The following is a 12,689-nucleotide window of genomic DNA, read 5'->3' on the forward strand; positions in this document are numbered from 1 at the left end:
ACAGCCGTGAAAGTGTCTTACAAGGCAACCACACATACCTCAAACCAACACTCGCATGAGCACATCACGCTTTTGCTCCAACGTGTAACCCACTGTGCCGTATGTGTTGAAGTCAGACCCGCCGCTTGAGTGTCCAGTAATACTTTCCGCCAGGCGAGTGGGAACATCGTTGCAGGCCTTGAGCCTGTCGATCAAGGCGTGCCTGAACATGTGACTGCGAAACTCCAAATCACGAAGATGCTTGTTGATGATAGCGGAACAACTGGCGTTGCCGTTCTCTTTGGCATATCGCGGCACGAGCCATTCACTGCTGGCCAACACTGACAAGTCATGCAATTCCCGAGCCGCTTGCAATGACACGCCCACAAGCGGAACTGCGCGGACGCTGGACTTGGTTTTTCTGTCGGACAGACTGTTCCTGCGAATCCACAAATGCGGAATTTCATGGTCCAGCACCAAGTCATCTCTTCTGGCAAACAAGGGCTCGGACAAACGAAATCCTGTGTTCAGCTGAACCAAGGCCAGCAGCTTGTATGGCGTTCTGCGGTTCAACAAGCGGCTCTTGACCGATTGCAGCAGCTCGGGAGTGATCTTGCGCATATAGCGTTTGACCTCGCCCTCCCCTGGAATGTGCAGACCACGAAATGGGCTCAGGCGATCAATGTCCAAATGTTTAAAGGACAAGTTCAGCATGGAATTCAGCGTGGCAAAGTGCTTGCGAACAGATGTGGGATTCAGCCCCCGTGCTATCTGTGCGTCACGATACTTGGTGGCATGTGAATGCCGCAGCTCTTGCAAGGTCAAGTCACCAAACTGGGCCAGAAAGTAATTGAAATCTCGCGTGGCGTTATCACGGAACTTCTTACGACTTGCCGCTGACTTTTCATGCATGTAGATCTCAAACGCCGTTGTCAATGTTGGCTGCTTGAGGTGTCCTCGCTGGCTCATGTGCTTGGCAACAAGTCCAGCTAGGAGCTCTTCATCAAATTCCACGCCGTTGATGGCCACCCGCTTGATGATGCGTGTATCGATGTAGTTGTCTGTGATGACTTGAAGATTGTTGGTCATGGCTTTGTGTCAAAAGCTTGATCTATAAGGCATTGGCTTGGGTGTCAGTAACTAGGCTCGAATTTCATGCTCACACGACAGCTTGATTGCTGCCGTGCAACCACATGTCACTTGCCAAAGCCTTCGCGGAGCTTGATAGCGGCAGCTTCAATTTGTGCGTCCAACTCCCCTGCTTCCACTGCCTTTAAGATCAACTCCAATGTGGGCACCAGTTGATCATTGCTTCCGATCTCGATTGAATTTTTGCCTTTTGCCAGTTCGATCACGCGAGCACCGTAGCGAACATTCATGGTCAGCTTGCCGTTGTCAGCAGTAAACCACCATAGCTTGACTCGTTTGGTCGATTCCACCTGCCGACGAAAGCCCGTGTCTTTGTCCACATACGAACGCAGCTTGACTGGTGCAAATTCGTTGCCAGCCTGCTGTGCACGGGCCAGTTCTATCCGCTCACACAAGCGTCGAGACATTTTGTTACGCCGCACATGGACAGCAGGCATATGTGTAGGTTTGACGGCTGTGCTCAACTTGAGACTTGTGAGGGTTGCCACCGCCGACTTACTGCGGCGTTAGCCCTGCCTTGGCGATCACATCACTCCAGCGCTTGATGTCGCTGTCCAACAGTTGCGCCAATTGAGTGGGGTTGCTGGCTTTGGCCTGCACGTTGAACCCGGCAAGGCGTTGCACCATCTCAGGCTGGGCCAGCACTTTGGCCACTTCCTGGCTCAGGCGATCCACTACGGCTTTGGGTGTCTTGGCCGGTGCCGCCAGCGCGTTCCAAGAGGACACGTTGAAGTTACTCAGGCCAGGCAGTTCTCGAACAGTGGGAGTCTGTGGCATGTCTTTGGGTCGGTTTTCACCCATCACGCCCAGTAATCGAACGGCTTTGGCGTTGATTTGGGGTTTCATAGGGCCCAAGATCTCCACAGCCGCATCAATCTGACCACCGCGCAGTGCGTTGATGACAGCGGGTGTGCCGTTGTAGGGCACGATCTGAGCAATCAAGTTGGCCTGCGTGCGCAGTAATTCTGCGGCCAAATTTTGTGTGCTGCCGATATTGATGGTTCCTATGTTCAGCTTAACGGGGTTGGCACGGCCAAACGCAATCAGATCAGACAAGGTTTTGAAAGGAGAATTTTCGGGCACGACCACCGCCATGTCGAACAAGCCCAACAAAGAGACGGGTGCAAAGTCGCTTCGAGGATTGAAGGGCAAGGTCTTGAACAATCCTGCGCTCACAGCGGTGCCGTTAGACATCAGCAACAAGGTGTAGCCATCGGGTTCCGCCTTTGCCACAATCTCGCCCGCCACGATGCCTCCTGCACTGGGTCGATTGTCGATCACAACGGGCTGGCCCAAGCCTTCGGCCAATTTCTGGGCCACAGCCCTGGCGGTCAGATCGGCCACTCCGCCGGCACCAAACGGTACAACGATCTTGAGGGGTTTGCTGGGATAGCTGGTCTGCGCCCACAACGTGGTGGCAGGCAATCCCACGCCGACGGCACTTTGAATCAATTGGCGACGGTTGAGCATGGAGGACCTCAAAATTGACAAATCAAACACATGATTTCACAACGAAATCAGCATACTTTAGATTTTCACACCCTTTTTTAAAGCAGATGGCTTACGTGTCACACCCACTTTGCAGCGGCTTGTAAGTAGCCGTTTACTGCAGCTTCAGCCATTGGATGTCTCATCCGGGGTAACCTGAACTTGAAATTTATAGCTAACCTCCAGGCCCAGCGTGAGGCAAACTGCCAATCAGGCTCATGAACGATCAATGTCCCAATCGATATCACCATCATGGCGTTTTTATCTTCCTTCATCAGCTACTCTGACACACACTCAACATAGTCATGAACCCTCTGAACCCCAAAAAACTGCTGCTGAGCAAGTGGACTGCTGTTAAACCTGTGGCCAAGCAAAAACACTTTTTGGTCAGTCGGGTGATCCAACCTGAGCAGCCCACCGACCCAATCGATCTGGTGGAAATCGAAGCCGTATTCTCCAAAGCCACCCAAGTCATCGCTTGGCGCGAGCTGCAGGACGACAGCGTGTGGCGGCAGGGTTGGGTTTGACGGACCCTAAGCCGGCAGCAGTGACAGTGTCTTACTTCACGTCAGCAACTGCCAGCAACAAACCCATGTGCGCAAGCGCTGGTGGTGAATGGAATTGTTGCAAGAGGTGAAGCTCAATGCAACTTCACCGTTGGGTTGGTTTGTTTGGTGATCATGCGCGATAGGGTAAAGAGGGTGGTTTTGAGGATGCCGTGAATGGCGAGTTCGTGCAGTTTGTACAAAGAAAGGTACATGAGCTTGGCAAAATAACCCTCGATCATCAGACTCTTGCCGATCAAGCCACCCATCATGTTGCCCACCGTGCTGAACTTGCCCAGCGACACCAGTGAGCCAAAGTCTCTGTAACGGTAAGACTTTAGGGGCTTGTTGGCCAGTCGACGTTGAATTTGCTGCCACATATGGGTGGCCTGCTGGTGCGCTGCTTGCGCACGCGGCGGCACAATGCCTGCCCGGCCGCCATCGGCATCCGAGCAGGGGCAAGCTGCGCAATCACCCAATGCAAAAATATCGGGGTCGCGTGTGGTTTGAAGTGTGTCATGGACCACCAGCTGGTTGATCCGGTTGGTTTCCAGCCCACCAAAGTCTTTCAAGAAATCAGGCGCTTTCACGCCTGCGGCCCACACCACCAGTTCGGACTCGATCTCGCGGCCATCGGCCAGGCGAATGCCCGTGGGCATGACCTCCATCACTTTGGAGTTGGTGAGCACTTGAACACCCAGACGCGAGAGAAGTTGCTCAGTGGCTTGCGATAAGCGTGGCACCAAGGCCGGCAAAATGCGATCAGCCGCCTCAATCAAGCTGACTTTGATGTCCTTGTCCACATCAATGCGGTCCAGGCCAAAAGCCACCACCTCGCGCGTGGTTCGGTGCAGCTCTGCAGCCAACTCCACACCCGTTGCGCCCGCGCCGATGATGGCCACATGCAATTGGCGTTTGTGAATCACCCCAGCCTGGTTGTGTGCGCGGATACAGGCATTGACCATCCTGGAATGAAACGACTTGGCATCATGCTGCGTCTCCAACTTCAACGCGTGCTCTTTGACACCCCGGGTGCCAAAGTCATTGCTCAAGCTGCCAATGCAAATCACGAGTGTGTCGTAGTGAATGCTTTGGGAGGGCGTCACAGCTCGGCCCTGCTCATCCATATAAGGCGCGAGCTCGATGGTTTTGTTGGAGCGGTTAAGCCCCTTGATCTCTCCAATTCGAAAGGTGAAGTGGTTCCAATGGGCCTGGGCCATGTAATCCACTTCGTGGTCGCCCAGGTCCATGCTGCCCGAAGCGATTTCATGCAACTTGGGTTTCCAGATGTGGGTGCGATTTTTATCGACCAGCGTGATCAGCGCGCGCTGACGTCGGCCATAGGAATGTCCCAACCGGGTCGCGAGTTCCAGACCGCCAGCGCCACCACCCACGATGACAATTTTGTGTTGTTTGCTCATTTTCATGCTCGCAATCAGGTCGACCAGTTCGGTCAGGGAAATCAAGCGACGTGAAACACCACTTCCCGAGGACATCCCAAGCTTGCAGTCTGAATGAATTTGAGGTTTTACGCAATTAGATCGCCAAAACCAAAAAAACCGATGACTGCCAACGCGCAAGCCCCTGACCTCAAGCCATGTCAACCCAAGCCATGCACTGGGCAAAAATTCTTTTGCACTTTGAAAGCTTCTTCGAAAGTGATTCAACCCGACTTGCCGGCCTATCCGATTGAACGGGTAAAAATTGAATCGGTTTTTTTCAACAACTGTGCATGAGATTGCAAGGCGAGATCTGCAGGATCTCAGTGTGAGGCAGCAGGGTTGGGTTTGAAAGGTTTTAAGGGTACGGGGGCTTGACTGCAAGAATTTTTGGCCCGGTCTTGAACCGTTTAAATCTGATGCGGCACGCCCAAATGTACGCTTGCTCACTGACCACACCCCTTTCTGATCCTACGATGCTTTGATGGTTAAGGCATCCTTTCCGGTTGTCCTATCAAGTCGATCTATCTCGTCACATTTACGTGGTCATGGGCACGGGTCGATTCCGGATGATCAACAAAGGGGTAAATGATGAAACTGAAACATGCTCTCGCGGGCCTTACATCAATTGTGATGTTGACCAGTGCCGCAATGGCCCAGCCTTACGGCAAGGGGGCCGCAATGATGGGCGGCTACGGTGGCGGTTACGGCATGGGCCCAGGCATGATCTCCGGTTGCGACAACGCTGCCTACGCAGGTTTGGACCTCACCCCAGAGCAGCACAAAGCCATCGCGGGCATCCACGAGCAGGCCTCCAAGGCAATGTGGCAGCTCATGGGAACGGTGCACGGACACGGTCACCATATGCAAGGCATGTTCGGACTTGGCCCATTGGACGAAGCTGAGACACGAAAGTCTTTCCAAGCGATGGCTGATGCCCAGAAAGCGATGTTCGAGTTGCAACTGAACACACGCAAAAAGCTTGAAGCTGTGTTGACGAAAGATCAGCGCGAAAAACTGAACCGTCACTGGCGTAGCCGCTGATTTGGCGATCGGAAAATCATGGCTTACGAACACATGATGGGTTGGGGCGGCGGCCACATGTTCGGGTTCGGGCTGCTTGGTTGGGTGCTCGTGGTCGTTGTTGCCGTTGTCGTGGTTCTGTTGGCCACCCGATGGCGCATTGGCAGGGCCCCAACCGACCCGTGCGGCGAAGATCGCTCGGTGGCAATCCTAAAGGAGCGCTACGCACGCGGTGAGATTGATAAAGCCGAATTCGAGGCCCGCAAACGGGATCTGAGCTGACTATCGGGTCACATGCGTTATCCGACCTGACTTGCCATAAGAACCGATTGAGTTGGTGGAGATCGAATCAGAGTTTTCAAAAGCTACTCAGGTTATGGCTTGGCGTGACCTGCTGGACGACAGCGTGTGGCGGCAAGCTTGGGTTTGACCATACCTTGGCAATGATCGTTGGCACGCCAGCAAGCATTGCAAGCCGTCCTGAGAAGATCATTTGATCCATCAGAGCACGTAGGAAATCAAGGTTGGCCGATACAAAACGACACAAACAGGAACCTTACTGACACCCCAAAGGCGCTTGGGCTGGACATCATGACAGTCATGTTCAACACGTCTTTGAAAGGACAACTGTCATGAAACCCTGGATCAAACGAAGCCTCTTTGGCATCACAGCCGTCACCTTGATTTTGGGTGGTCTAGCCGCTTGTGGCAGCCACCGCGAGCATGCCAAGGGCTGGAGCGATGAGCGCATCACCGAGGTACGTGGCAAAGCCATGGACAAGATCGGCAGCAAACTCGAACTCAACGCCGATCAAAAGCAAAAGTTAGGTGTTTTGGCAGACGAGATGATTGTTTCTAGCAACGCCCTTCGGGGCGAGGGTGCAGGTCCGCGCACTGACCTCAAAGCGCTGATGGCTGGTGACAAATTTGACCGCACCAGGGCACAAGCCCTGATGGACCAAAAAATGCAAGTGATGCAGGGCAACGGCCCAAAAATCCTGAAGGCCTTTGGCGACTTTTATGACAGTCTGAACGCCACGCAACAAAAGCAAGTGCGCGAGCGCTTGGACAAACGCGGCCACGCTTGGTGGAACCGAGGCTGACTGCTGGGGCCTGAAAGCAGCGGCAACCCAGAGAAAACAATCTTGCAACCGGGCTGCGCGCCGTCGGATCATCCTTCTTGGAAGGCGACGAACCGCGCAGCTTCGGATGGCTAAGGCCTGTCAGAATAAGCCCATGAACCGCATTTTGTTGATCGACGACGACACGCAACTCGGCCCACCTCTGGCCACTTATTTTCAGCGCTTTGAGCTGCAACTCACCCACGCCACGCGCCCCAGCGAGGGCTTGGCCCTGTTGCGCAATCAGTCTTTTGATGCAGTGATTTTGGATGTGATGCTGCCCGAGATGGACGGCTTTGAACTTTGCCGCACCATCCGCAAAGAAAGCGATATACCCATCGTCATGCTCACTGCGCGCGGTGATGTGATGGACCGCGTGGTAGGTCTGGAACTGGGTGCTGACGATTACCTGCCCAAACCCTTTGAGCCGCGTGAACTGGTGGCGCGCTTGCAAACCGTACTGCGCCGCCAAAAGTCCAACGGCATGGCGCAAACAAGCAACCTCAGCGACTTGCCCAGCTTGCATTTTGAAGGTCTGGACATCGACACTGCACGTCGCAGTGTGACCCGGGCAGGCGAGGCGCTTGAGCTCACCGGCACAGAGTTCGAGCTGCTGCTCGTGCTTGCACGCGAGCCTGGAAAAGTGTTCAGCCGAGACGACATCCTGAACCAGCTGCGTGGTCACGAGGCCGACCTTTACACCCGTGCGGTAGACATTGTGGTGAGCCGCCTGCGCAAAAAATTGGAGCCGCTGGACTGCATCAAAACCCTGCGCAATGCGGGCTATGCCCTCGCGCTGCCCCGCCTTAAGACTTGAGCGCAAGCCCCACTGCATGAACACCTCTTTTTCGTCCTGGACGCGCACCAAAAACCGGGTGGCACACTCCATCAAGCTGCGCATGGTCCTGGTATTTTTGCTGTTGGCAGCGGCCATGAGCTTTGTATTTTTCACGGGCGCACAAAAAGCGTTTTCAGTGGGTTGGCGCGAAGCAGCACGCCCTCTGCTGATGGACTATGTCGACCACTTGGCGGGAGACATCACGCCCAATGGACAGCCCAGCGTAGCGCGTGCTCTGTCCCTCACCGAGCGTTTGCCGATCACTGTGCAGATCGATGGTCCGCAGGTGCGCTGGGCTTCACACCCCGATCAGCGCCAGCCCCCATGGCAGCGCAAAAGCGATGACGACGGACAAGATTGGCAACACGTCTTGAAGCGCCGTACAACCGATGGCCACACGATTGTGTTCGGCATCAACGAAGACAGCTTTGAGCGCCGGCCCCACCTCATTGGCTATGCGCTTGCGGCGCTGCTCTTGTTGACGCTGCTGGCCTGGCTGTATGTACGACGCCTGCTGAGGCCGCTGGAAGCGATTGGAGAAGGCGCACGCCGATTTGGCTCGGGCGACTTCAGCCAGCCCATTCCAGAACGCAGCAGCAAGGCGCACGACGAGTTGAGCGAGCTTGCCCTGACCATTAACACCATGGGACGTGACATCCAACGCATGCTCGAAGGCAAACGGGCCTTGCTGCTCGCCATCAGCCACGAGCTGCGCAGCCCACTCACCCGGGCCCGGCTCAATACCGAGCTGCTGCCCGAAACCGCCCAGGTGAGCCCTCAGCGACAGGCCCTGCTGCGCGACTTGAAGGAAATGGCTGAGCTCATCACCGATTTACTGGAAAGCGAGCGCCTGGCCTCCGAGCACGCCGCATTGCAACGCGAGCGGGTGGCCTTGGCCCCAATTGCACAAGAGGTGATGGCAGAGGTGTTGGCGAACCACCCAGTGCCCCCTGACACCTGGCCCCTCATCAGCTTGCAAGCAGACCCCGGATTACCGCTCCTACCGCTGGACCCAGCCCGCATGCGCCTGTTGCTGCGCAACCTGCTGGAAAATGCCATTCGCCATAGCGCTGATGCACGACTTCCGACCGAATTGCACCTTCGCGCAGCGGGACAAGGCATTGAGCTTGAAGTGCGTGACCATGGCCCGGGTGTACCCGATGACCAGTTGCAGCATCTGGCAGAACCCTTCTTTCGCCCCGACACCGCACGCACTCGCGCCCAAGGCGGTGTGGGCCTTGGGCTGTACTTGTGCAAACTTGTGGCCCAGTCTCATGGCGGTACTTTTTCTGTGCGCAATGCGACACCCGGTTTGGCGGTGACGGTGACGCTGCCTGGACAAGTGCCGGCGGATCCCAAAGTGCTTTTTACTTCGTAAACCAAGGCCCTTAACCATGTGCCGATGTTGCCGAGGACCGAACCCCAGCACCGAGAGCTCCAAGCGCCGACAGCGCCCAATCCACGAAGACCATCACGTGGCGAGATCTGCAAGGCAACAGCGTGTGGCGGCAAGTGTGGGTGGCTGGGGCTAGATGGTGCTGCTTGACGACTGATTGAAGTCAGCCAGTCACCCCAAAGCGCGGCCATTTAAAAGCCAAGTGGCCATTTCGCCCTTGCCTTTGACCTCAATGACTCCGCGATATTCAAAGACGAAAGGATGGGTCAGGGCTTGGTGCGTAGCATCGGTCATCTGAATTCGGCCGGTCATGCCGTGTGACTCCATGCGGCTGGCCGTATTGACCACATCACCCCAAAGGTCGTAGAGAAATTTGCTCTTGCCTATGACACCCGCCACTGCTGCGCCCGTGCTGATGCCGATTCGGACGTTGAGCGGATGCTGACGTGTTGAATTGAAGTCCTGGATAGCGTCCAGCATGTCGAGCGCCATGTGCGCGGCACGGTCGGCGTGGTCAGGCACTACCGTGGGCAAGCCTGCAGCCGCCATGTAGCAATCACCAATCGTCTTGATTTTCTCTAACCCGCGGTGCTCTGCAATGTGGTCAAAACGCGTGAAAAGGTCGTTCAAAACCTCCACCAACACCTCGGGGCTCACACCTTCAGAAAAGCTTGTGAAACCCACAATGTCTGCAAACAAAACCGTCACATTGGCGTAACTGTCGACAATGGCTTGACTGAGGTGATCGGCTGTGAATTTAGTCCGCCCTTTCAGTCGTTTCACAATCGCATGGGGCAGGACGTTGTGCAGCAACATGTCGGACAGTTCTTGCGCCGCCAATACTTGCTCGTACAGCTTTTTGGTCTCTAAATTCAGCAAGCGCACCTGCAACAAGTTTTGAACTCTGGCCAAAACCTCTGCGATGTCAAAGGGCTTGCTCACAAAGTCCAAGGCCCCGGCTTTCAAGGCACGCAGTTTTTCGTTGGGTTGGGCGGTGATGACCAAAACGGGCAGCGTGCCCTGGCCCTCAATTCCTTTGAGGCTTTCCATCACTTCAAAGCCATCCATATGCGGCATATTCAGATCCAAAAGGATCAAGTCGTAAGCGTTTTGGCGGTGCAACTCAAGCACCTCGGTCGAATTTTTCGTTGAAGTTATCGCGCTGTAACCCGCACTGCTCAACATGCGCTCCAACAGGAGCACGTTGGCAGCTTGATCGTCGACGATGAGCAGCTTAGCTTTCAGGATGTCAGAGTGTTGGATCATGCGAGACTCCGGCAGCGGGTGTGATGCGCGCCTATTGGCCTGATGGTGAGGGCGGTGACAGCCTTAGACCAAGGGCTCATCGATTGTTTGATATAAGTTGGCGGTTGTCTGAGCCAACTGAAGTGCCAAGTCCAATGTGTTCAGCAATTCTTCGACCACAATGGGCTTGGTCAAGTAGCGAAAGAAGCCCAGCTTTTTCCCCATCTCAATGTCACGCAACATGGCGTTGGCGCTCAGGGCGACCACTGGGATATGCGCTGTTATGGGGTCATCGCGCAACGCCTTGAGAGCATCAATGCCACTGATCCCCGGCAAGTTGATGTCCATCAGAATCACGTCTGGCAAAGACAATCGCGCCAGCTCTATCCCCAGCGTGCCGTTGATCGCCTTCAGCAAATGAATATCGGGGCGACGGTCGATCAAGCGCTCGACCAATGTCATATTGGCCGGATTGTCCTCAATGTACAAAAGGGTCCGCACTGGTGCATCCATCGGCTCCAGGGCCGGCTTGGGCAATGTCTGATCGAACGTTTTGGCTTTGAGCGCTGGCGCTGGGGTGCTGCTCAGCTCCACCCAAAACACACTGCCCTGGCCCACCGCGCTGTCCACACCCAACACACCGCCCATCAATTCAACCAACTGTTTGGTCACCACAAGACCAATGCCAGTCCCTGCCACGCTGCCACCTTCTTGGCCCAAGCGGTTGAAAGGCTGAAACAGTTGGGCCATTTTTTCAGGGGGTAAGCCAGCGCCGGTGTCTTTGAAACTGATGCGAACACGTTCAGAAGAGACAGCACTGCAATCCACGGTGACTTGACCTTGGAGGTGGTTGTATTTGATCGCGTTTGACAGCAGGTTGATCACGATTTGTTTGAGCCGCGTCTGGTCTGCCCACACAAAGCTGGGTTGGTCAAAATGTGGAAAGCTCAGCGTGATTCCCCGTTCTTGCGCCTGCGCTTCCATCATGGCTTGGCATTCCGACAACACATCGGACAGAGCCACCGGTTCCAGCGACAAAGACACTTTGCCAGACTCGACCACCGACAGATCCAAAATCTCGTTGATCAGCTTCAACAGGTGCCAGCCGGCCTGAAGAATTTGGGTGATGCTTTCCTTTTGAACGTCCGAAGGCGGCGGCGCGGCTGTGGCCATCAGCTGCGCAAAGCCGAGAATGGCGTTCAGAGGGGAACGCAGCTCGTGGCTCATGCCCGACAAAAAGTCGGATTTCGCCAAGTTGGCCTTTTCGGCGGCAGATTTGGCACTTTCCATTTCGACATTGGTTTCTTGCAAGGCTTGCTCAAACCGTTTTCGCTCGGTCACATCTCGCGCCGCTGCAAACACCCCTTGAAGGTTTCGGTCGCGGTCATAAAAAGTGGTGGCGTTGTACGACACCACTGTTTTCTTGCCGTCACGGGCACAAGCGGTCAGCTCGTAATTGGTGACTTTCTTGTCGCTCAACACCAGCTTGATGCCTGCCTCGGCCCGTTCCCGATCGGTGAAATAACTTTTAAAGGGCGCACCGATCAACTCATCGCGGGTGCAGCCCGTGAGCGCCTCCATTTGCTTGTTCACGTCGGTGATGATGCCGGCAGGGTCGGTCGTCATCAAGGCGTCGATGTTGGATTCGATCAGGGACCGCGTGTAGAACTGCTGGTCGCGCAAGCGCTGGTCCAGCTTCTTTTGTTCGGCTTCAACCTGTTTGCGTGCCGTGTTGTCGGTGCCGATCAACAAATAACCAATGATCACTTTGTCGATGTCTCGCAAAGCGGTGACCGAAACCACCGCCGGAAACCGGCTGCCGTCTTTACGGATGTAGGTCAGCTCGTAAATGTCTTCAATGCCTCGCGAAGCCTTGAAAACCAGGGCTTCAAAGCCCGGCGTGATGGGGGTGTCAAACTCAACACTCAAGGCATGCGCTCGAGCGATCAGTTCTTGGGGGTCTGAGATTTCAGCCGGGGTGATGGTGTTCATCACTTCGTCGGCCAAATAACCCAGCATGCGCTCAGCACCCACATTGAAAATCTGGATCACCCCCTTGGCATCGGTAGCAATGCTGGAAAAGTTGGCGCTGTTGAAGATGGCAGTTTGCAATGCCCCCGCTTTGATGACGTAATCTTCTGGACGTATTTCAGTGCCTGCCTCTTGGCTGGATGGATGGGGGCCGAGGCTGTGGACAGTGTTCATTCAGTGGGTGTGGAACGCCATCAGTGGTTCCATGGTTTGCAGGCCGTTTGATGAAGCATACAAACCAACATTGGCGTGCTTGCAGTGCTGTCGGGTTGTGTTGGCAAACCCCTTGAGCAAAGGCATTTTGCGCTTAACAGGCTGCTGAAATACCCCATTCGCGAGCGCAATTTCGCCCCGCATGGTTTTGATTTTTTTGATTTTCCTTTCGCATTCTGATATTCCCTTCGTTTTTTGTTCGCCTTGGCCCACTTGTAAGCC

At 55.0% G+C, this 12,689-nt stretch carries 13 protein-coding genes; 6 read left to right on the top strand and 7 right to left on the bottom strand.

The window, feature by feature from the left end; genetic code table 11:
- Positions 1–39: 39 nt before the first annotated feature.
- The 3 genes from B9Z45_RS11015 to B9Z45_RS11025 form a co-directional block, all read right to left on the bottom strand.
- The gene (locus B9Z45_RS11015; protein WP_158270414.1) at positions 40–1,008 is read right to left on the bottom strand and encodes a tyrosine-type recombinase/integrase; all 969 of its coding nucleotides are present in this window, start codon (positions 1,006–1,008) and stop codon (positions 40–42) included.
- A gap of 167 nt (positions 1,009–1,175) precedes the next feature.
- Complete coding sequence (locus B9Z45_RS11020) at positions 1,176–1,592, bottom strand: DUF6641 family protein (RefSeq protein ID WP_370445831.1); 417 nt, start codon at positions 1,590–1,592, stop codon at positions 1,176–1,178.
- 31 nt (positions 1,593–1,623) lie between these two features.
- Positions 1,624–2,598 (bottom strand): tripartite tricarboxylate transporter substrate binding protein, encoded by a 975-nt coding sequence (locus tag B9Z45_RS11025; protein WP_108407269.1) that lies wholly within the window; start codon positions 2,596–2,598, stop codon positions 1,624–1,626.
- Between the two features lie 323 nt (positions 2,599–2,921).
- Between B9Z45_RS11025 and B9Z45_RS11035 the strand changes: the two genes are divergently transcribed.
- Entirely contained in the window at positions 2,922–3,143 is a 222-nt protein-coding gene (locus B9Z45_RS11035; protein WP_108407271.1) for a TIGR02450 family Trp-rich protein, read from the top strand.
- Between the two features lie 113 nt (positions 3,144–3,256).
- Here B9Z45_RS11035 and B9Z45_RS11040 read toward each other — a convergent pair whose 3' ends face one another.
- On the bottom strand, positions 3,257–4,582 hold the full coding sequence (locus B9Z45_RS11040) for an NAD(P)/FAD-dependent oxidoreductase (protein ID WP_108407284.1): 1,326 nt from the start codon (positions 4,580–4,582) through the stop codon (positions 3,257–3,259).
- A 609-nt stretch (positions 4,583–5,191) separates the two neighbouring features.
- Between B9Z45_RS11040 and B9Z45_RS11045 the strand changes: the two genes are divergently transcribed.
- From B9Z45_RS11045 to B9Z45_RS11065, 5 genes are all read left to right on the top strand, one after another.
- Positions 5,192–5,644, top strand: coding sequence for a Spy/CpxP family protein refolding chaperone (locus tag B9Z45_RS11045; protein WP_158270415.1), 453 nt, complete (start codon positions 5,192–5,194; stop codon positions 5,642–5,644).
- A gap of 18 nt (positions 5,645–5,662) precedes the next feature.
- Positions 5,663–5,905, top strand: a complete 243-nt coding sequence (locus B9Z45_RS11050; protein WP_199221890.1) for an SHOCT domain-containing protein — start codon at positions 5,663–5,665, stop codon at positions 5,903–5,905.
- A gap of 350 nt (positions 5,906–6,255) precedes the next feature.
- Entirely contained in the window at positions 6,256–6,726 is a 471-nt protein-coding gene (locus tag B9Z45_RS11055) for a Spy/CpxP family protein refolding chaperone (protein ID WP_108407273.1), read from the top strand.
- 133 nt (positions 6,727–6,859) lie between these two features.
- Complete coding sequence (locus B9Z45_RS11060; protein WP_108407274.1) at positions 6,860–7,561, top strand: response regulator transcription factor; 702 nt, start codon at positions 6,860–6,862, stop codon at positions 7,559–7,561.
- 16 nt (positions 7,562–7,577) lie between these two features.
- The gene (locus B9Z45_RS11065) at positions 7,578–8,960 is read left to right on the top strand and encodes a HAMP domain-containing sensor histidine kinase (RefSeq protein WP_108407275.1); all 1,383 of its coding nucleotides are present in this window, start codon (positions 7,578–7,580) and stop codon (positions 8,958–8,960) included.
- 189 nt (positions 8,961–9,149) lie between these two features.
- On the opposite strand, the gene B9Z45_RS11070 is transcribed toward B9Z45_RS11065, so the two are convergent.
- The 3 genes from B9Z45_RS11070 to B9Z45_RS17055 form a co-directional block, all read right to left on the bottom strand.
- Entirely contained in the window at positions 9,150–10,244 is a 1,095-nt protein-coding gene (locus tag B9Z45_RS11070) for an adenylate/guanylate cyclase domain-containing protein (protein WP_108407276.1), read from the bottom strand.
- 63 nt (positions 10,245–10,307) lie between these two features.
- Positions 10,308–12,428 carry a PAS domain S-box protein gene (locus B9Z45_RS11075; RefSeq protein ID WP_108407277.1) on the bottom strand — a complete coding sequence of 707 codons (2,121 nt, stop codon included), beginning with the start codon at positions 12,426–12,428 and terminating at the stop codon, positions 10,308–10,310.
- Positions 12,429–12,689, bottom strand: a 261-nt coding sequence (locus B9Z45_RS17055) for a hypothetical protein (protein ID WP_158270416.1), incomplete at its 5' end; no start/stop codon positions are given.

Origin of the sequence: Limnohabitans sp. 2KL-17, from assembly GCF_003063415.1 — a bacterium.
In the GTDB taxonomy this organism is placed as follows: Bacteria; Pseudomonadota; Gammaproteobacteria; order Burkholderiales; family Burkholderiaceae_C; genus Limnohabitans_A.